The organism is Trinickia sp. Z7 (assembly GCF_056498045.1).
Map to the genome: position 1 here is coordinate 106,333 of NZ_JAUEQW010000005.1, position 20,493 is coordinate 126,825.

General features: G+C 63.5%; 12 protein-coding genes. 5 read left to right on the top strand and 7 right to left on the bottom strand.

Going from position 1 to position 20,493, the window contains the following annotated elements; genetic code table 11:
* The first annotated feature begins 212 nt into the window (after positions 1–212).
* The gene (locus QQS38_RS11310; RefSeq protein WP_479645465.1) at positions 213–1,667 is read left to right on the top strand and encodes a carbohydrate porin; all 1,455 of its coding nucleotides are present in this window, start codon (positions 213–215) and stop codon (positions 1,665–1,667) included.
* Between the two features lie 216 nt (positions 1,668–1,883).
* Entirely contained in the window at positions 1,884–3,446 is a 1,563-nt protein-coding gene (locus tag QQS38_RS11315; RefSeq protein WP_479645466.1) for a porin, read from the top strand.
* Positions 3,447–3,626: 180 nt separating this feature from the next.
* Here QQS38_RS11315 and QQS38_RS11320 read toward each other — a convergent pair whose 3' ends face one another.
* A complete protein-coding gene (locus QQS38_RS11320; RefSeq protein ID WP_479645467.1) occupies positions 3,627–4,295 on the bottom strand; it encodes a hypothetical protein in 669 nt (222 codons plus the stop codon).
* A 951-nt stretch (positions 4,296–5,246) separates the two neighbouring features.
* Between QQS38_RS11320 and fusA the strand changes: the two genes are divergently transcribed.
* Positions 5,247–7,298 (top strand): elongation factor G, encoded by a 2,052-nt coding sequence (fusA, locus tag QQS38_RS11325; RefSeq protein WP_479645468.1) that lies wholly within the window; start codon positions 5,247–5,249, stop codon positions 7,296–7,298.
* A gap of 105 nt (positions 7,299–7,403) precedes the next feature.
* Here fusA and QQS38_RS11330 read toward each other — a convergent pair whose 3' ends face one another.
* From QQS38_RS11330 to QQS38_RS11355, 6 genes are all read right to left on the bottom strand, one after another.
* Positions 7,404–8,765, bottom strand: a complete 1,362-nt coding sequence (locus tag QQS38_RS11330; protein WP_479645469.1) for an ATP-binding protein — start codon at positions 8,763–8,765, stop codon at positions 7,404–7,406.
* The gene (locus QQS38_RS11335; RefSeq protein ID WP_479645470.1) at positions 8,762–9,424 is read right to left on the bottom strand and encodes a response regulator; all 663 of its coding nucleotides are present in this window, start codon (positions 9,422–9,424) and stop codon (positions 8,762–8,764) included. Before QQS38_RS11335 ends, QQS38_RS11330 begins: the two co-directional genes overlap by 4 nt.
* Positions 9,425–9,610: 186 nt before the next feature.
* The gene (locus QQS38_RS11340; protein WP_479645677.1) at positions 9,611–10,963 is read right to left on the bottom strand and encodes a GGDEF domain-containing protein; all 1,353 of its coding nucleotides are present in this window, start codon (positions 10,961–10,963) and stop codon (positions 9,611–9,613) included.
* A 222-nt stretch (positions 10,964–11,185) separates the two neighbouring features.
* The gene (locus tag QQS38_RS11345; protein WP_479645471.1) at positions 11,186–11,833 is read right to left on the bottom strand and encodes a DUF4136 domain-containing protein; all 648 of its coding nucleotides are present in this window, start codon (positions 11,831–11,833) and stop codon (positions 11,186–11,188) included.
* Between the two features lie 85 nt (positions 11,834–11,918).
* Complete coding sequence (locus QQS38_RS11350; RefSeq protein WP_479645472.1) at positions 11,919–14,357, bottom strand: CHASE2 domain-containing protein; 2,439 nt, start codon at positions 14,355–14,357, stop codon at positions 11,919–11,921.
* Positions 14,358–14,368: 11 nt separating this feature from the next.
* Positions 14,369–15,829 (bottom strand): FecR domain-containing protein, encoded by a 1,461-nt coding sequence (locus QQS38_RS11355; protein WP_479645473.1) that lies wholly within the window; start codon positions 15,827–15,829, stop codon positions 14,369–14,371.
* Between the two features lie 385 nt (positions 15,830–16,214).
* Between QQS38_RS11355 and QQS38_RS11360 the strand changes: the two genes are divergently transcribed.
* Positions 16,215–16,955 carry a response regulator transcription factor gene (locus tag QQS38_RS11360; RefSeq protein ID WP_479645474.1) on the top strand — a complete coding sequence of 247 codons (741 nt, stop codon included), beginning with the start codon at positions 16,215–16,217 and terminating at the stop codon, positions 16,953–16,955.
* A gap of 311 nt (positions 16,956–17,266) precedes the next feature.
* The gene (locus QQS38_RS11365) at positions 17,267–20,374 is read left to right on the top strand and encodes a hybrid sensor histidine kinase/response regulator (protein WP_479645475.1); all 3,108 of its coding nucleotides are present in this window, start codon (positions 17,267–17,269) and stop codon (positions 20,372–20,374) included.
* The last annotated feature ends 119 nt before the right edge of the window (positions 20,375–20,493 follow it).

Below are 20,493 nucleotides of genomic sequence, written 5' to 3' on the forward strand. Positions count from 1 at the left end.
GCGCAACGATGGCGAGCGGCGCTGCGCGAATAACATCGAGGACTAATGCGAATAAGTCGCATTACGGTTTCAATTTTCCGGTTTGCTGAGTAGAATGCGTTCCCATCTCGCGCCAAGTCATTCGGCCACGCGGCGCGATGCGTCATTTCGCAAACCGGGTCCCCGCCATGCAACCGGCGGCGGCCGCGTCATGAAAAAATTAAGGAGTTTCGATGTCTCAAGCTGTTGCCCGCTGCGCCTGCCTTCCTTTGAATCGTTGCGCCGCGCTGGTCTTGAGCGCGCTGACATCGTGCGCGGCCGTGGCTGCGGGCGCGCCCGATTCGCCGCCGCAATCGGCCGGAGCCGACAGCAGCGCCCAGGCCGCATCGCCGGAGGCATCCGATAGCCTCGCCACGCGTCAGAATTTGCTCGGCGACATGGGCGGACTGCGTCCGTGGCTCGATAAGCACGGCGCAACCTTCACGCTGACAGAGACGAGCGAATACCTCGCGAATCTGCGCGGCGGCCTTGCTCGCGGCGGCGCGTACGACGGTTTGACCACGGCGACGTTCGGCATCGACACCGCCAAGGCCTTCGGCCTGCCGGGCGGCGCTTTCAACGTGAGCGCGCTGCAGATTCATGGGCGCAACCTGAGCCAATACAACCTGGGCACGCTCAACACCGCGAGCGGCATCGAGGCGGACGACACCACGCGTCTGTGGGAACTCTGGTATCAGCAGTCGATCCTGGGCGAGCGTGTCGACGTCAAGATCGGGCAGCAGAGCCTCGACCAGGAATTCATGGTGAGCACGTACGCCAACACGTTCGTGAACACGATGTTCGGGTGGGCCGGCGTGCCCTCGTACGATATGCCCTCGGGCGGCCCCGCTTATCCGTTGTCCTCGCTTGGCGTGCGCGTGCGGGCGCAACTCACGCCGTCGCTCATGGCCCTGGCGGGCGTATTCGACGGCAACCCGGCGCCCGGCGTGGGCGATCCGCAGCGATTGAACGGCAGCGGCACCCGCTTCGATCTGCACAATGGGGCGCTTTACATCGGCGAGCTTCAGTACGCCGTCAACCAGCCGCCGCAAGGTCAAGCCGGCTCCGATGCAGTCAAGGCGAGCGGCGGATTGCCCGGCACCTACAAGCTTGGCCTCTGGTACAACAACGAACGGTTCGCCGATCAGCGCTCGGATGGCGCGGGTCTTTCGCTGGCCTCCCCTGCTTCGACCGGCGCCGCGGAGCAACACCGCGGCGATTACAGTTTTTATGCCGTAGCCGATCAAATGGTGTGGCGCGCGGGCGCGGATAGCCCGCGCAGCATCGGCGTGTTCGCGCGGGTAATGGGTGCGCCCGGGGATCGCAACCTCATCAGCATGAGCGCCAATCTGGGTGTGGTCATGAAGGCCCCGTTCAAGGGCCGGGACAACGACAGCGTCGGCTTGGCCCTCGCGTACGTGAAGGTGGGTAGCCATGCGCGCGCGCTGGACGCCGACAGGGGCTACGTCGTGCGCGGCAGCGAGACTGCGCTCGAAGCAACCTACCAATATCAAGTGACGCCGTGGTGGATCGTACAAGGCGACGCGCAGTACACCTTCAATGCGGGGGCCGGCCAGAATCCAAACGATCAAACGCAAGCATTACGCAATACGTTCGTCGTCGGCGTGCGCACGACGGTTACGTTCTAACGCAGTCGTTCGAGGTTTCGCTCTTCTGAACGTCGCGGCCGGGCCGGCACGCCGCTGACGGTCCTTTTTGCCCCGAGCGGCCACGCTCGTGCGCCCGGTTGTCTATCCGCTCATTCATTCGCACGCCCTCTCTATAGGGGGCTGCCGAAGTCTTGAAGTAGTTCCTCGCGGTGCGGCGGCGGCTCTCGCGCAGAGCCGCTCGCGCCGATTCAGGTCATGTTCGCGTCCATCACACATGACCTGCCAAATCCGACCAACCTTCCTTCGCCGCGGCGGCCGGCCCGTGCAGACGCCTTCGATGGAATGCAACCCAGTGCGAATGCACGGATGCACGACACCATTGAACAGGCGGAAACGTTTTCCGTCCTGCCGTACGAGTGTTCGCCGATTGTCGCAAGGTTGTCGCAATACAGAACACACGAGCCGACGCATCGCTCTTCGATGAGATCGATCCGAGAACCCAGGGCTTGGGCTATCGGGGGCTGGCTTGCCGGCTCCCGCCCGATGCATAGGCGTCCTAACTATCGGGCCGACACGGCAAGTAAAAACTGGCATGCATGTTGCATTCGCTCGCGGCGCCGTTCCCTCAGGGGATTGGTGCATTGCTCGACAAAGGAGCCGACCCGGTTCGGCCAATTCAAAATTGATGGAGACACTATGCGGAATCAGCACTATCGACGATGTGTTCTGGCGGTCATGCTCAGCTGCACGGCGGGCGCAGCCGCCGCGCAATCGTCGGTGACGCTCTACGGAGTCATCGACGCGGGCCTGCTCTATACGAACCACGCGGCCACCGGCTCCGGCAGTCAGGTGCAGCTCGCGACCGGCGGTATCAGCCCAAGCATCTGGGGGCTTCGCGGCGTTGAGGATCTCGGCGGCGGCATGAAGGCCGTATTCGATCTCGAAGGCCACTTCAGCAGCAATTCCGGCACGCTGACCAGCGGCCCGGGCTACTCGGCGGAAATCTTCCGGCGCCAGGCCAATGTCGGATTGAGCACGACGTGGGGCACGGTGACGCTCGGGCGCCAATACAGTCCGTCGTTGCTTGCCGCGCTGACCACCGACCCGCGCGGCATGAAGGAGAACCTGTCGGGTCTGTATCCGTGGGCTTATACGCAGCTCGCCGCACCGGGCAATGCCATGGGCGCGGGCACCAGCCCCGGCAACGACGTCGGCGTGTTCATCGGCAACGCGGTGCAATACTCGAACACGCTGGGCCCCGTCTGGATGGGTGCGGCCTATTCGCTCGGTGGCGTCGCAGGCAGTTTGAAGCGCGGTAGCGAAATCTCCCTGGGCGCGACCTATACCGGCCCGCTTACGGTCTCTGCGTCATATCAGACGATCGCAGACAGCGTGACTGGCGCGAACGTCAGCCGGCTGTGGAGCGCCGGTATCGCGGTGCCCTATGGCCCGGTAACCGGCAAGTTCAACTATATCGACGTGATCGATCGCACGCTCGCCGGGACGGACATCTCCACGGTTCATTCGTTCGGCGCGGGCATCGACTACCGGTGGAGCAGCGCGAACACCGCAACGCTGGCCGGTTACTACAACGCATACAGGGGTGCGCACAATAGTGCAGCGAAAGCGCTGGTGCTGAGCAACGACTACTTCCTTTCGAAGCGCACGACGCTGTATGAGCAACTCGCGTACATCGATGCCGGGGCGGTCGGCACCGTCGATCCGCTGGAAGGACTGAAGACGTCGATCCTCGCCGGTGGAACGGCGACGGCGGCGAGAACGGTCGCGGCCAACATCGGGATCAAGCACAGTTTCTGACCGGAGCGAGCGTCATCCGCACTCGTGTTCGATGCGGAACGCGAGTGCGGCGCTTTTCGTGATTCCAAGTGATTCCGATTCAAGTTCCAGCAGGCCGCTGAAAGCGCTGGTTCGTTGGCTTGGCGATGAGGCGTGCGGGGCTCGGCGCAGACCAAGCGCGCCGAGCCGGCCACGCGTCCCCTAGGCGATCGAGAGCGCGCGCGCTGTCCCCGCGCGCACCGATAGCGCGCCTTGCACTGCGCGCGCGGGCGATACGCGTTCGGGAAGCGAGCGTCGGACGTGCCACCATGTCGCCGTCCCGGTCTCGGGCAAATCGTCGAGCAATACGGTGCGCTTGCGCAGAATCCGGTATTGGTCGTCTATCGCGGCCAGATATCGCGCGCCGTTGACGAGTCCGACGTAGTTCAGCTCTCCATACTTGAGATGTGGCGACAGATCGCCCGAGGGGCAGACGTGGCCGTCACGCCCCACCCTCAGTTCGCTCGTGTACGTCACCCACCAGGTGCACGAGTCGACGCAGGTCGGGCGCCGTTCGGCCATGATCGACCGATTATCCAAACGGCTGACCGAGAGCATCCGCGAGTTGCCCTTGTCGTCGACCGCTTGTAGCCGGAGGCGATCGGCGAACTGAACGGGGTCGCCCCATTTTCGCTTCGCGCCCACCACCGGCAGCAAGCGCCACTGATAATCGCTTGCCGGATGCTTATCGGCTTCCGATACCTCCGTCGACAGCAACAGCGGATTGCGGCGGCCTTCGAACCGCCTGACGAACCCCAAATACAAAGGGTCGCTACCGTCGCAACTTTCCAAGACGATTGAATCTCCATAACGCACGACATCGCCGCCCATGTTTATGCCCTCGGTTATTTAATGAATAAACACGTCGCTACTACTCGAACCGAACATCCTGGTAATCCTCCGTGCCGGCACGCGGGGGGCATCGCCATCGATCAGGTGCAGTTACCCCTCGGCGTCAGGGCCGAAAGCATCGGAAAAACGTGGCAGCTTTGTGTGCCGCTGCGTTGACGAGCCGCTATCGGGCTTTCTCGCGAACCACGGACTGGTAAGGATGGATTCCGGTGCGGCCAGGGACGGCATGTGGCCGTCTCGGGTCCGGACGATGAAGCGCCGAGTGCCGCTGTCGCCACAGGCCGCGCGCGGCGCGGCGATCAGTACCGCTTTGCTTCGGATAGCATTGCATCCAAGGTGCCCCGCGTCAAAAACTCGTCTCCGCACGAGCCGCGCTACGGCGGCTTCACGATTGATTCGCGCCCACTCGGTCGGAATCTTTTCGAATACATGTTGAGAGAGAATCTAGTGAGTAAGAGTTTCGCTGTCAAGGAAGCACAGGAAAATTTAGGATTGTTATTCCATAACGGAAAGCCATCGTGCTTTTTCACATGTTCAAAATTCGACGGTCGAAAAACCCGAATTGCGGACGAAAGAACTGCGCAACACCGAACCACCACCTAGAAACCCATCGACTCCGCTTGGAGAGGCGGCACTTCGCAATCGGTGACTTAACAATTGTTATGTATTGAATGTTTGGATGCAGAAATCGTTTCAACCGGAAGAGCTCGATTTATCTCGAATAACCACTGGACTCATCCTGCTCGCGCGGCCTAATTAGTATGATGATAGATCTCATGATAGGCTTCCTGCGCGGTTGCCCCTCACCGCTATTGCGCACCAGGCCACGCGGGCGGCCCGCCGGCAGGGTCGACCGGCGCGCATCCACCTGGCGGTAGGCCGCGTTTTCGCCAATAATTGCCCCATTGCGATCGCAGGACGAGGGCGGCCATGGACCATCACCCCGAAGCCATTCGTACCGTCGCGTTGGTCGGCCATGCCGGCTGCGGCAAGACCTCGTTGATCGAAGCGTTGCTGCATCGCAGCGGCGCCATTCACAACGCCGGCAGTGTGGAGCGCGGCACCACCGTTTGCGATTCCGATCCGCTGGAGCGCAAATACCACCATTCGCTGAGCTCCGCCGTGACGCACCTCGATTACCACGGTACGCGCGTCTACCTCGTCGACACGCCGGGCTACCCCGATTTCTGCGGGCTTTCGATGAGCGCCCTCGCTGCCGTGGAAACGGTGGCGCTCGTCATCAATGCGCGCATCGGCGTGGAAATGGCCTCGCGCCGCATGATGGCCTGGGCTAAAGCACGCAAACTCTGCACGATGATCATCGTGAACGGCATCGACGGCGAGAAGGTCGATTTGCCGGGACTCGTCGAACAGATCCAAGACGCATTCGGCAAAACCTGTTTGCCGATCAATCTTCCCGCGCAGCAGGCCCAGCATGTGGTCGATTGCTTTTTCAATCCCGCGGGCGAGGCCGATTTTCTCAGCGTCCAATCGGCGCACGACGCGCTCGTCGACCAGGTCATCGAACTGGACGCCGATTTGATGGAGCTTTATCTCGAGCAGGGCGAAGCGATCGAACCGGAACAATTGCATGCGCCCCTCGAGCAAGCGTTGCGCGAAGGGCATTTGGTGCCGATTTGCTTTGCATCGGCCGCGACGGGCGCAGGGATCGAGCAGCTCTTGGACGTCTTGGTGCGCTTGCTGCCCAGCCCGCTCGAAGGCAACCCTCCCCTCTTTTACCGCGAAGTCGACGGTAGGCGAGAAACGGTGCGCGCGGCGCCGGACGCCGGCAAGCACGTCCTAGCACACGTCTTCAAGATCGTGGTGGACCCCTACATCGGCAAAATGGCGGTGTTCCGCGTGCACCAAGGAACGGTGCGGCGCGACGCACTGCTGTACATCGGCAGCGCGCGCCAGCCTTTTCGCGTCGCCCACCTGATGCGGCTCCAAGGCAAGGAGCACGCCGACATCGCGCAAGCGGGGCCGGGCGATATATGCGCAACGGCGAAGGTCGACGAGATAGGCTACGACGCCGTCTTGCACGATGCGCTCGAGGATGGCGACATCCATCTCGCGCCGCTCGAGTTTCCGAACTCGATCTACGCGCTCGCCATCGAGCCGGAACGCCGCGGCAACGAGCAGCGCCTGTGGGAGATTCTGCAGAAGCTCGCCGCCGAAGATCCCTGCTTGCGGATCGAACATCCCGCAGGAACGAACGAAACGGTCGTGCGTGGTTTGGGCGAACTGCACTTGCGGCATATGCTCGAGCGGCTTGCCGATCAATATAAGCTCGCAGTGCTCACGCGGCCGCCCAAGATCGCCTACAGGGAGACGATCGGCGCGGCGGCCGAAGGGCACTACCGCCACAAAAAGCAAACGGGCGGTGCCGGTCAATTCGGAGAAGTCATGCTGCGCGTGGAGCCGTTGCCGCGCGGCGCCGGTTACGAGTTCGTCGATGCGGTCAAGGGCGGTGCAATTCCAGGGCAATTCATGCCCGCCGTCGAAAAAGGCATTCTTCAAGTCATCGAAAGCGGCCCGCTCGCCGGTTTTCCGATGCAGGACGTTCGTGTGGTGGTTCATGACGGCAAGTACCATCCCGTCGATTCGAAGGAGGTTGCATTCGTCGTCGCGGGCCGCAAAGCATTCATCGATGCCGTGCTCAAAGCGCAACCGACCTTGCTCGAGCCTGTCGTCGATCTCGAAGTCACCGCGCCCGAGGCGGCGATGGGCGACATCATCGGCGACTTATCGTCGCGGCGGGCGCAGGTTCACGGCTCACGGACGCTCAACGGCCAATCGGTGGTGGTGACCGCGAAAGCGCCGTTGTCCGAACTGAGCGAGTATCAATCGCGCCTGAACGCGATGGCGGGGGGCGATGGCAACTACAGCATCGAACTGAGCCATTACGATCCCGTGCCGCCGACGCAACAAGACAAGCTTGCCGCCCAGTACCGGCGGCAAGAGGAAGCGGGCGAGCGATGAGATACGGCTCACTTGCGGACCTCTCCCGCCCCGCCTGCGTTGGCGCTCGCAGCGCCTATCTACCTCCGACGGCTACCAAGTGGAAAGGGAAAGCAAACGCGCACATCAGCCCGCCCTCTCATGAAGGGTGGGTGAAGCGGCTTGCAGAGGCGATACCGTGACCGACAATCCAATGCCGTGCGCATTGTTGCGCAAGGTCAGAGCGGCCCCGTGGCGGCTCGCGATGCGCGAGGCAATCGCCAAGCCCAGGCCGCTGCCCTCGCCCGCCGCCCCTTCCCCTCGATAGAATCGATCGCAGACTCGCGCGAGCTCGGCTTCTGCGATACCCTGGCCGGTATCGCAAACCTCGAAATCGACCCGCGAGCCAATGCGGCGCAGAATCAAATCGACGCGGCCTCCTTGCGGCGTGTGCCGGATCGCGTTGTCGACGAGATTATTTAGGAGTACCGATAAACCGTTCGGATCGCCGCGCACTTCGAATGGATCGTCTTCGCCTGCAGCGGCGGCAAGCTCGAGCCCCAGATCGATCGATTTCGCTTCGGCTATCAACGAGAAGTCCCCCACGGCCTGCTCCGCAAGGCGACGCAACGAGACAGGCGCCAGTAACGCCGATGGCTCCGCGTCTTCTCTCGCGAGCGCAAGCAATTGCTGCACGAGGCGGATGATGCGATTCAAGCGTGCTTCGATGCGGGCGAGCGTCTCCCCTTCGCCCTTGAGCGAGCCATCGCGCTCGGCAGCTTGCAATTGAAGTTTGAGCGCCGCTAGCGGCGAGCGCAGTTCGTGCGCCGCATCGGCGATGAACGTGCGCTGCGCGCTCGACGCGGCGTGCAGCCGCTGCAGCAAGTCGTTCAACGCGTCGACCAAGGGCCGAATCTCTTCGGGCACCGAGCCTTCGGGGTGCAAGGGCTCGAGCGCATCGAGCGAACGCGTCGACAAGGCGCGCGAAAGCGCACGGATCGGCGATAAGCCGCGCGAGACCACGATCAGCACGAGCACAACGATCAACGGCAGCAAAAGGCCGAGCGGCCACAGCGTGCGCAATGCTAGACGCACCGCGAGCGCCTCGCGTACGGACACAGGCTGGGCGACTTGCACGAAGCGCTCGTTCTGGCGCAGGCCGAACACGCGCCAATGCTTCTCCCCGCGTTCGATCGTGCGAAAGCCTTCGGTTAGCTGGCCGATGCCAGGGGCATCGGGCGAGCGGTAGATGCCCCGGCCCTTCGCGTCCCATACTTCGATCGCGATGCGTTCGTCGGATATTTCCCGCGATTGCACCGGGGCGTGCGTCAAGGCGTCGGCCCCGGCGAGCGTGGGCGGCACCGAAAGCGCCACCGCGTGCAATTCGTAGTCGAATAGCTCGTTGGCCTCTTCGTGCACGGTTCTGAAAATGCCATAGCCCGCGATAGCCGATGCCGCCATGAAACCAAAAATGAGCCAGCCTAGGAGCCAGCGGCGGATCGAACTCATGCAATGCGCTTCAAACGATAGCCGACACCACGTACGGTCACGATCTGCTCGGGGCCGATCTTGCGGCGCAAGCTGTGAACGTGGACTTCCACCGCGTTACTGCCCACCTCCGCCCCCCAGCCGTAGAGCTTCTCCTCGAGTTCCGGCTTGGTATGCACACGTGTGGGCGCTTCGATCAGCGCGTGCAGCAGTGCAAACTCTCGAGGGACGAGCGCAACGGGCACGCCGTCCTTGGTGACTTCGTGAGCCGCGGGATCGAGCGCGAGTTCCCCATGGGTGTAGACAGGCTGTTTTTGCCCGGTGCGCCGCCGCAGCAGCGCTCGCACGCGCGCCGCAAGTTCGTCGAGGTCGAACGGTTTGACGAGGTAATCGTCGGCCCCCGTATCGAGGCCGCGCACGCGTTCATCGACTGCGTCGCGTGCCGTCAGAATGATGACAGGCGCGATGCCGCCCGCGTCGCGATAAGCCCGCAAGACAGCGATACCGTCTTTCTTCGGCAGCCCCAGATCCAACAGCACGAGATCGTAGACGTCGTTGTCGAGCGAGAGCTCGGCCGCGCGCCCGTCCTCGGCCCAGTCGATCGCATAGCCGGCACGGCGCATGGAATCGAGCACGGGCTCGGCAATCATTCGGTCGTCTTCGACCAACAGCAAACGCATGATTCATCCGTTTCGAAGTGGCTTTGCTCGGCGCAGCATGTCACAGGGCTGCTTAACGCAGCCTTAAGTCCGGCTGCATCGAGTGGCGTCGATCGAACCGCTGGCGCGTTGCCTTTCGATCGGGCCGCTGCTGCGCTTCTATGGGCGTGCGGCTCGAACGGCTCGGACCGCTACCGCTTTGACGGCTCAGACGGCGATGACGCAGTTGCGGCCGTGCGTTTTCGCTCGCTTCAAGCGTTCGTCGGCCGTGCGCATGACGGTGTCGCCCGTCGTACCGTCGGGACCGAATTGGGCGATGCCGATACTCGCGGTGACCGAGAAACGTTCGTTCCCGCCCTCGAAATACAACGATTGAATTGCCGCGCGGATGCGCTCCCCTACCATGAGCGCCGTATCGAGTGCGGCATGGGGTAGCATCGCCATGAACTCGCCACCGCCTACGCGCGCGAGCCCTTGATAGGGCCGCATCGCTTCCATGCATGTCGCCGTCACGGCCTTCAGGATCTCGTCGCCCATGCGTTCGCCGAAACGCTCGTTGATACGCTGCAAATTGTCGATGTCGAGGGCCAGCAGCGAGAACGGCGTGCCGCCTCGCTTAGCCGCACCCGCCTCCGCCTCCAAGCGTTCGACGAACGCGCGCCGGTTGATGGCTCCCGTTAGCGGATCGACGGCCGCCAGCGATTCGAGCTTTTGATTGCTGCGTTGCAGCTCTTGCAACGCGCCCTCGGTGCGGGTCATTTCTTGTTGCAGGCGAGCCAGGAGATCGGCTTGGCTGTAAATCGTCGAAAACGAGCGCGTGGTGTGAAAGGCCTGAACGATGCCGTAGCTGAGCAAGAAGAACCCGCCCGCGAATATAGCGTGGGCCAGCCACCACATATGATTCCACGGTTTGCCGAGGATAAAGGCAAGCGAAGACAAAGCGAACGCCATCACGGAAATACCGAAGATTTGCATGAGCGGCGAGCGAATTCTGCGTGCGACCAGACAGCCGGCGTTGAGTAGCGAAATCACCATTGCGCCGCCTTCGAGCGATAGCCGCACCGCCAGCGAACCCGCGATCGCCGAATTCGCGAGCACGGCGACCAAGAGATCGACGACGACGAAGGCAACCATCCACATCCCCCACAGCCATCGATCGGTGCGCCGGTCGACGGAGTCGGTGCGCGCTTCGTAGGACAGCAGGCCGATGAACAGCAGGATCGCCATCACGAGACGTGAGGCCGGGCCGTACAGCAAGAACAGCCACATGTGGTGGTGCGCGAGGGGCGTGAACGCGCCATGCGGCGCATAGACCAGTACGAACCCCGTGAAGCCGAGCGTCAACCAACGCAAAATCGGCTCGCCCGAGAGGCGATAGCACTGCCAGGTCACGTAGCTGACGAACGCGCCTTCGAGCGTCGCGGCGGCAATGGCGAACTCATGGAACGTGTGGCTTTCGAACAGCAGCCGAGGGTCTTGGAAGTAGTAGAGATAGGCGATCAGGTAGCCAGGCAGCAGCGCGAACGCTGCTAGGAGAAAGTTCGCGTACCAGCCCGTCATGCGGCGAACTGACGGCAGGGTGGCGTCGGACGGCGTCGTTGTTGTGCTCATCGCATGTCTCCACGGAGAGTGAATCGGCCCGACTGCGCATTCTACGGAAGATTTGCGGTGAGCACGAGCCGGGGCTGTCGCCCGATGCAAACCCTCACCGGCCGATCCCGGCGCCGGCGAGAAGCCGGAACACGAAACGCGCATGGCGTCGTCCCGGCGCTTCGCCTCCCCTCAGCGTGGCATCGGAGCGACGCCGGTCACGCGCGGTTCCGTATCACGCTCGCCCTCGCGCAACGTGACTTTCCATTCGGTCGGCCCGCCTCCTTCTGCGTCGCTTCCGGCCTCGTTCGGCGTTTCGCGTTGGAACGGCACCCGCGCCAGCGCGCTGGCGACGAGCGCGTCGACGGCGGCCGACGCGCTCGATTCGCGGTCGCGCGTGGTCGCGCTCACGGCATAGATTTCCCGGCCATCGGCGCGATCGAAGAACCGCAGCGTGAGCGAATGCGCGTAGGTTTTCATACCGGGCCACGGAAAGCCGGGAGCGCGCAATGGCGGCGGCGGGCCGCACGGGCTCGCCCCTGCGCAGGGTGCATAGGCCAGGGTGGCGGACGCGAGGCGCGTGTCGTGCGAGAGTGCGACGCGATATTGCGCCGATCGAGCCGGCGCGGCGGAGAACCCGAACTGCGCGAGCCGCCTGGCGACAGCGGCCTCCCAGCGCATTTTGTCGGGATCGGCGACGCCCGGCGGGCTGTCCGCAAACGCGTACGTGTGCTCGCCTGAACTCAAGCCCGGCGCGGCTCGCACGCGCACGGCCGTCTCCGTTCCCGCGCATCCCGTCAGCACGGCCACGCAAGCCGCGAGCAACAAAATCTGTCTCATGTTCGATCGAGTCGTTGTTTGGTCTTTGTCATCGGCATTGCAGCGCCCGCGTGGCGCGCGGCAGCGCCGCGCAACGCGCTCGCATTCAAGTCGCGCCGTCCCACTGCGGCACCGACACGGTGACGACCGTTCCGCGCCCGGGCTCGCTCTCCACTTTCACTTCCCCTTCATGGCGGGTGACTACGGTCTTGACGAGCGCCATGCCGAGACCTGCCCCTTGCGAGTGCGGCTGCCCCGGCACTCGGAAGCGGCGGAAACGCTCGAATATGTGAGCCCGCGCTTCCTCGGCCATGCCGTAGCCTTGATCGGCGATGCGGCAGTCGATGCGCCTCGGCGCACCCGGCGCCAAGGTCACCTGAACGACCGTGTCGTTCGGGCTGTACTTCACGGCGTTGTTCAGCAGGTTCGTGATCGCCCGTGTCATTAGCGAGCGGTCGGCGCGAATCCAGTGCGCCTCCGAGTCGAACCGCGTCTCGATGCGAATGCGCTTCGCGCGGGCCTGCGGCCAGATCTCGTCGCTCGCATCGAGCACGACGTCGACTAAATTCACCGGTTCGAAATCGTAGGCTTGCGATTCCGCGCGCGTCAGTTGCACGAAATCGTCGGCCAACGTCAGCGCGCGCCGCGTATAGCGCTCGATGTGCTGCAACAGCGTGCGCATGCGATCGGAAGGCGTCGAGGCGATTTCTTCTTCGATCAACGCGAGCACCGATGCGTGCGGCGAACGCATATCGTGAGACAACAGCCTCAATGCATCTTCCCGCGCTTGTTCGGCCGTATGAAGCGCCGTCACTTCGACCAGGCCGACCACCCAAAATCCCGACACCTCACCGCGCGCATTGCGGCACCGGGCGTAGCGCAACAAGTAGTCGCGACCGACGCGGTCGCGCACTTCGATACCGCGTTTGACGGTCCATACGCGGCTCATATCGGTCGGGTCGAGCACGGCCGGCCAATGCGCTTGAATCTCCGCATCGGCAACGGCCTCAGGACCGATCGTCTTGATGAACGTCAGTTCGCCAAGGGCGTGAATCAATGCGCGGCCCTCCGGCGCGGGACTGTCCATGCGCGCGAAATAGTTACGCGCCGCTTTGTTCGCGACGCACACGAGACCTTGGCTGTCGGCAATCAGAATCGGCTCGGGCAGGCTATTGAGGCAATCCCAGACGAACCGCTTCATATCTTGCACGCGATCGGCCGCTTGCTCGACCAGCGCGATGTGCCGCTCGAGGGCATCGCCACGCACGCCGCGCGGTTGAGCCGAGAAGTTGGGCAAAATGTCGGCATCGTCGGCAAGCCGCTGAAGCTCGCGTTGCAACCGCCACATCGTCATTTCCAGCCTGCGCCAGCTCCACAGCGGGTAGACGATCAGCAATGCGACCAAGGCTGGCGTTGGGGAGATCCAGACATAAGCGCGCTCGAGCATGACGGCGCTCAGCGCGATCGAAACGACGGCCAGGCCGAACGTCAGCACCAGCGTTCGCCACGGCGAAAAGAACAGGAAGCCCGCGAGCAAAACGGCCAACAGCGTCACCGATATGGCGAACAGCCACGTCGAATCCGTCTGATGGATCGCGCGCCCAGTCAACAACGCACTGAGCACATTGGCGTGCAGCAAGGTATCGGAGGTTGGGCCCCACTGCCCCGATAGGGGCGTCGCCAAATGCGTGTACAGGCCCGAGGCGGTCAACCCGACGAAAACGACTTTGCCGCGTAATGCGTCGGGCGGGAGGTTGCCTCCGAGCAATTGTCCGGCAGAGATGTAGTTCTCTCGCGGCAGCCGCGCCGAAAACGGCACGAGTATGCGTGTTCCCGCGCGTTCGAACGCCTCGTCCGACGACCCCACGGCCGTGGCCATCCCTTCGCCGGGCTCGGCGCGGTACCGTCCGCCCGCAATCGCAAGCTTGCCGCTGCGAATATCGTTGAACAACGGCATGACGATGTAAGGCCAGCTAGCTCCCCCCGCGTTCTCTCGCAGGGAAACGCCGCGGACGATGCCGTCCGCATCCGGCTCGACGTCGATATGCCCGCTGGCTGCCGCCGCTGTCGCGAACCGGGGCAACGGACGGACGACTTGCGTGCCGCTGCGCGGATCCACGAACAGCGGTAAATAGGTCGGCGCGGTGTGCAGCGCCCGAGCGAGATCGTCGTCTCCCGGGGCGGGCTCCGTCAGCAGCACGTCGTACACGATCGCGGCGGCGCCGGCATGCGCCACGGCATCGATCAAGCGAGCCTGCTGATCGCGCGGCCAGGGCCAACGCCCGTGCTCCGCTATGCTTTCGTCGTTGATGCATACGATCGCGATGTCGCCGGCGAGCGGCTGCGTATGCAACGTCAGCAACCGATCGTAGATGAGCCGATCGAGGTTGGCCGCGACTTGGCCGTAGATGCAGGCCGAGACGATTGCCACCCCAAGGCTGCCGATGAAGAGCCATTCGCACACGAAGCGTTGCCAAACACTGAGCGCCGGCCGCCAGTTCGAGCGATGCTGGGACGGCGTCGCAAGCGTCTGCTCATGGGTCATTCTGCCATTCCTCAATGTGCCAGCGTGAATTCGCGCACCGGTCCAATCGTCTGATAAAAACGCCCGTCTTCATATTGCTCGGCGATGACGCACCAGTAGTAATCGCCGGGCGGCAGTCGTGAAACGACGAGCGACGTGGCAGTCAAATCGACTGCGTCGACAACGGGGTCGCGCAAGTCTCGATGGTGCGAGAGCATCACGCGGAACCGCGTGCCGGCGGTGTCGGCGCGCGAGGCTCGCCAAAGAAAACGGTATTCATGGGAGCCGTTGGTTGGCTCGGCGGCGGTGTCGACCTGGTTCGCGCGGCGTTCGAACGCATAGACACGGGGCAGCCCTTCCAAGCCGTGACTGTCGATTGCGGATACGCGCACGAAGTAGGTGCCGTCGGGCACGTCGGTGAACACGGCCGTAGGCGCTTGGACGCGCGTGTCGCGGATCAAGTCGAGTAAATCGGCGTCACGCGCGATCTGCACACGATAGGCTCGCGCGTCGGCTTCCGGCTCGAGGTCGAAGGTGACCGCTTGGCCGTCTTGCACCTTCCCGGGATCCACGAGGGCCGGTGAGGGCAGCAACGGCAAAGGCGCGCCGATGTCGCCGCCGGTGGGCGTGGCGCTGCCTTCGCCGGCCGCCACCAATTGCGCCGTGCCGGCAGCGGGGCGACTCGTTTCCGGCCGGACGGCGTCCTTGGTCACACCCAGTGCGACCTTGCCGTCCAGCACCTCGACCGCCGTCATCGAAGGCGCGATCTGCACGCGAAAGTGCGTCCCGCGCACGCCGGCGACAATCGACGGCGTTTGTATTTCGAAACGGTCGCCGGGCTGTTTGGCGTGCGTCACCTCGTTGCTGACCTCGCCGTGCTCGAGCTCGATCACGCGTTCGTTGATGCCGGTCAACGCCATCTTGCGCAATATCGACAGCACGATACTGGTATTAGGCGTGAGGCTCACGTACGAGCCGTCGGCCAGTTCGAGCGTTGCAAATCCGTTGGGGCCCGTGCTGACCGCATCGTTTTCGCCGAGCACCCGCCCGACGAGCAACGGCACGGCCGGCGCCAGCGCGACGCGAGCCACGGCGTCGCGGCTTCGGAGCATCACCGGACCGCTCGTCGCAATGACGCTCACCGGCATCGCATCGCGGCGCAGCAAAGCAAGCGGCAAGCGCAACGCGATGCCGGCAGGCAGGCGCCGTGGCGCACTGACGTGGTTCAAGCCGGCCAATTCGCGCCACCCGCGCACGTCGCTCAAATAGCGCTGCGCGACTTCGTAGAGCGTATCCCCCGCCGCGGTCACGTAAGTGACCGTCTTGTGCGCGTCGATCGTTTGCGCCTGCAGGGGTGCGGCAAATAGTAGAGAAAGCGCTATGCCGACTATCGCCGCAAGCGAGCGCGCTCGACGCGAAAGACGGCCGCCGTTGTCGATATCGAATGTTTCGCCGGTCAAGGCTGCGCAAGAGACGGCTAATCGGCTGTGCATCGTCGTATCTATCAATGCTCCGTTGTTTTTTTACGAAACAGCGCTTGCGATGAGCGATGAGGGCAGCCTCGGAATGGGCACCTCTTCGAAGAATATTTACCGCGCAATGGCGGACACGCGCTGCCAGCCCGCGAGCTTAACGAATTTCGCATGGTTTTGCATCGAATTCGTTCATGCGTAAGCACAGTGCCGCATGAGAACCCGTTATGGGGCCGCGCAGATAGACAAAAGCAGAGAGAAAAAGCGATTGCAAACAAATGTCAAGCGGGGCTCACGCCGCGCCCGACTCAATCCACACTTTGGTAAAAACGCTACAATTCGCTTGAAAAAGCGAGCCGCACGCTTCAGAGGCATACGTCATTCATCCATTCGAGACCAGTACGAAATGAAGATCGCTTATTTGGAAGACGACGACATTCTCGCGGAACATATGGAGTCGATCTTGACTTCAAACGGTCACGAATGCGAGGTGTTCCGCGATGGCAGTCAACTCATCCGCCGATTAAAACGCGAGCGTTACGATTTGCTGCTGCTCGATTGGAGCGTTCCCGGGGTCACCGGACACCAGGTGACGATCTGGGCGCGCGCCAATTTGACCGAGCGCATTCCGATCTTGTTCATGACGAGCCGCTCGCTCGAAACCGACATCGTCACGGCGCTCTCGTCCGGCGCCGACGATTACATGGTCAAACCGATCGGCAACTCCGAACTGCTTGCGCGCATCGATGCGCTCGCCCGCCGCGCCTATCCCGGCGCGGGGGCAGCGCAAACCGTGATCGAGGTGGGCCGCTACCGAATCGATGCGGTCGGCCGCACGTGCTTCCTGCACGATGTGCCGATCGAATTGACCGGCCGCGAATTCGATCTCGTGCTGCTGTTGTTCCAACATGTGGGACGAATCCTATCGCGCGAACATATCGGCGGCACGCTTTGGGGGCAACCGCCCAATGCTATTTCCCGCACGCTCGACACGCACATGTCGCGCGTGCGGTCGAAGCTGCAACTGAAGCCCGAGCACGGGGTCAGATTGATGCCGGTTTATGGGCATGGTTATCGGCTCGAAGTGGTGTCGGATGCCTCGCAGGCTGCGCTGCCGGACGCCGAGCCGCGCACGAGCCACGCTTGAGTGCAAGTCCCCTGCTTCGAGCAGAAAAAGCGCTGCGATCGCTTAAATCCGGTCTAGCGCTCGCACTATGGGCGCCGGCCGACATCGCATGTTCGCTTCGACCGAGCTATCGGAGCGCTAAATCGCGGCCGGGCCCACCTGGAACCCGTGTCGATCGGATTCGATCGATACGGGCCGTTCCAATTCGTCGCCTCTCGCCCCTTGCACTTCCAAAAAACAAGTCTGAAGTTTCCGCGCCGCGCGCCGTAATAACGGTTATCCGCGCGATGACTGCGTCATTGCAGCTTCCCCGTTTTTTGCGAGTGTCGCATATGGATGCTCCCCCAGTTTCCGAAGAAGACACACCGCGCGTTTCGGCGCCTGGCCCGTCGCGCAAGTCGATGCTGCCCCGCTTCACGCGCGTGAAGCTGCAGACGCTGCTCTTGATTGCATCGCTGTGGTTCGCGCTCGGCGCGCTGACCATTTGGGACGCCAACGCAGAAATGCGCAGCGCGCGCTCCGGCGCGATGGCGCTCGCCGACGCCCTGACCGCCCACACCGTGCGTGTCATGCGCGAAGCCGAACAAGTCGCCGCGCTCGTTTCCTGGCAGGTGCAAAACGACGGCGTATCGATCCCGCTCGCCTACTACGTCAGTTCCGGATTGCTCAAGCTCGATGTGTTCGTGCAGGTGGCCGTGCTCGATTCGCACGGGTACTTGCGCGCCTCCACCGTGCCCGGCTTCAAACCGATCGACTTGTCCGACCGAGAGCACTTTCGCATTCATTTGAACAACCCCAGCAACGCTTTGATGATCGGCCGGCCGGTGATCGGCCGCGCGAGCGGAAAGCCATCGCTGCAACTGTCGCAACGCATCAGTTCGCTCGACGGTCGCTTTCTCGGCGTCGTCGTCGTATCGGTCGATCCGAGCTACTTCACCGAGCTGTACAACGGTCTGCGCATAGGCGCGGACGGCGTCGTTGCGGTCGTCGGCACGCGCGACTATATCGTCCGCGCGCTGCGCTCCGGTCGCAATCAAGCGGTCGGCGCGACGCTGCCCCCACGCGACCCGCTGAGGGAGGCGCTCGCACGTTCGCCATCGGGCAATTTGCGCGCGGCGTCGTTCATCGACAGCCGCGACGCGGTCATCAGCTATCGCACGCTAAAAGACTATCCGCTCGCGGTCGTCGTCGGCTACTCGACCGACGAGTTCCTGGCGGCATGGCGCACGCGTAGCTTCCTGTTGCTGGCGGCCGCCGTCATGCTCACCGTTTTGATCGTCGCAGCGGAACGCCGCACGAAGGCGTTGCTCTCGAATTTGGCCGCCGCACATGATCGGGAAATCGCCAAGGGCGCGCAACTCGAGCAGGCGCGTTGCGATGCGGAAGCGGGGTCTCGGGCGAAAAGCGCTTTTCTCGCGACCATGAGCCACGAAATTCGCACGCCGATGAACGGCGTCGTCGGCATGACCGAGGTCTTGATGCGATCGTCGCTGTCGGCCGATCAGAAGGAAATGGTTTGCACGATTCGCGATTGCGCGTCGGCGCTGCTCAAGATCATCGACGACATCCTCGATTTCTCGAAGATCGAGGCGGGCAAGCTGCAAATCGATCGCGTGTCGACATCGATCGAAGAGGTAGTCGACGGGCTGTCGACCTCGCTCGTCACCGTGGCCGACGCACGCGGCGTCGCCCTGCGCACTTACGTTTCGACGCAACTGCCGCCGAGCGCGATGTTCGACGATACGCGTCTGCGCGAGATTCTCTACAACCTCGTCGGCAACGCGATCAAGTTTTCCGCAGGCCGCCACGGCGTGCAAGGCCAGGTGGCGCTGCGCGCGACGCTCGTCGAGGGCGCCGCTGCGCAAGTGCGCTTCGATGTCAGCGACAACGGGATCGGCATGACGGCCGACACCCTCGGAAAACTGTTCCAGCCGTTTAGCCAAGCCGAGGCATCGACCACTCGGCGCTTCGGCGGGACCGGCCTCGGACTTGCGATCTGCCGCCGTCTCGTTGCAATGATGGGCGGGGAAATGTCCGTGCAAAGCGAGCCGGGGCGCGGATCGACCTTCACCGTGGTGCTCCCGCTCGAGCTGGCTGACGGCGGCACGCAGCGCGCTGTCGCCGACCTATCCGGCTTGTCGTGCATCGTCGTCGCGTCGCCCGACTGGCACGGCGAAGATGCCGCCGAGTACTTGCGTCACGCAGGCGCGCAGGTCGAGATCGTGACGGGCCCGCACGATGCCGCGCAAGCCCTCGCACGCGCGAATGGCGCGCGGGTGCTGGTTCACGACGAACGCTGCGCCGCCGAGGCGGTTGCACCTCGCGGGTCGCATACGGCCTCGATGCTGCTCGGCGACGTGCAAATCGCGGCGTCGCGCAGCCTGGCCTTGATGACGCGAACCGGCGGCACGGTGACGCTCGGCGCTCAAGCGCTGCGCCGGCGGGTGCTGGTCGATGCGGTTGCCCTCGCGGCCGGCCGCGGCCATGGCGATGCCGTTGCCGTCGGCGGGCAAGAGGATGAAGCGAGCGTGCGCAGCGTCGCCGACGGCGTCATGCTGCTCGTCGCCGAAGACGACGAGATCAATCGGCGTGTGATATCGCGGCAACTGGCGCTGCTCGGCTATGCGGCCGATATGGCCGTGGACGGTGAGCAAGCGCTGGAGATGTGGCGCACCAAGCCCTATACGCTCGTATTGACCGATCTGCACATGCCCCGACGGGACGGCTATGAGCTCGCACAGGCCATCCGCGCCGAGGAAGCGCAAGAGGCCCGCGCACGTGTGCCGGTGGTGGCGCTCACTGCCAATGCGATCACCGGCGAAGCTAATCGCGCCAAGGCGCTCGGCATCGACGATTACCTGACGAAGCCGCTCAAGCTGCACTTGCTCGAGCAGGCCCTCATCCAATGGACCGCCGAGCGCCGCCAAGAAGCCCAAGCGCCGCACTCGCCTGGTGCCGCGGCGCCGGAGCCCGTCGCGCCCGCGCCCGGTCATGGCGGTCGCGATGCGGCTGCGGCAGTTGCCGAGGGGCCGAGCGAGCGCGGGCTCGACGAGCGGGACGAAGCTCGCCCCATCGGCGAACAAGCCGATGCAGTCGTGGATATAGGCGTGCTCAAGAGCATCGTCGGCGACGATCGTGAGACGGTGCAAGCGTTGCTGATGGAATACATCGAATGCTCGGCGGAACTGGCCGAACAGTTGCGCGAGCACTTGGCGAACGGCCGCGCTCGCGAAGCCGCGTCCGTTGCGCATAAATTGAAGTCCTCTTCGCGTTCGATCGGCGCCCTGCCGCTCGGCGAGCTTTGCGCGGAAATCGAAGCGGCGGCATCCAAAGGGGATGCCGCCGGTTTCGAGCAATTGGGCGTGCAATTCAACGCGTCTTACCGGCGTGCGATCGAAATCGCTCGCGATATCGCCATGACGATCGATATCGAGCGTTAGGCGCTGCCGGCCGCCGGAAGAATTTACGAGAAAGGACGCGCAGTTTTACCGTCGGCCGAAGGGCGAAGCACCGGTTCCCGGCACTCGTTTGCCGGCGCTGCGCATCAGCCCCGTTCGTG

What these genes read in the sequence shown, in the direction of transcription:
- QQS38_RS11340 (WP_479645677.1), bottom strand. Translation starts at nt 10,963, where the DNA reads ATGACGGGCTGGTACGCGAACTTTCTCCTAGCAGCGTTCGCGCTGCTG.
- QQS38_RS11365 (WP_479645475.1), top strand. Translation starts at nt 17,267, where the DNA reads ATGGATGCTCCCCCAGTTTCCGAAGAAGACACACCGCGCGTTTCGGCG.
- QQS38_RS11355 (WP_479645473.1), bottom strand. Translation starts at nt 15,829, where the DNA reads ATGCACAGCCGATTAGCCGTCTCTTGCGCAGCCTTGACCGGCGAAACA.
- QQS38_RS11345 (WP_479645471.1), bottom strand. Translation starts at nt 11,833, where the DNA reads ATGAGACAGATTTTGTTGCTCGCGGCTTGCGTGGCCGTGCTGACGGGA.
- QQS38_RS11335 (WP_479645470.1), bottom strand. Translation starts at nt 9,424, where the DNA reads ATGCGTTTGCTGTTGGTCGAAGACGACCGAATGATTGCCGAGCCCGTG.
- QQS38_RS11360 (WP_479645474.1), top strand. Translation starts at nt 16,215, where the DNA reads ATGAAGATCGCTTATTTGGAAGACGACGACATTCTCGCGGAACATATG.
- QQS38_RS11315 (WP_479645466.1), top strand. Translation starts at nt 1,884, where the DNA reads ATGTTCGCGTCCATCACACATGACCTGCCAAATCCGACCAACCTTCCT.
- QQS38_RS11330 (WP_479645469.1), bottom strand. Translation starts at nt 8,765, where the DNA reads ATGAGTTCGATCCGCCGCTGGCTCCTAGGCTGGCTCATTTTTGGTTTC.
- QQS38_RS11350 (WP_479645472.1), bottom strand. Translation starts at nt 14,357, where the DNA reads ATGACCCATGAGCAGACGCTTGCGACGCCGTCCCAGCATCGCTCGAAC.
- QQS38_RS11320 (WP_479645467.1), bottom strand. Translation starts at nt 4,295, where the DNA reads ATGGGCGGCGATGTCGTGCGTTATGGAGATTCAATCGTCTTGGAAAGT.
- fusA (WP_479645468.1), top strand. Translation starts at nt 5,247, where the DNA reads ATGGACCATCACCCCGAAGCCATTCGTACCGTCGCGTTGGTCGGCCAT.
- QQS38_RS11310 (WP_479645465.1), top strand. Translation starts at nt 213, where the DNA reads ATGTCTCAAGCTGTTGCCCGCTGCGCCTGCCTTCCTTTGAATCGTTGC.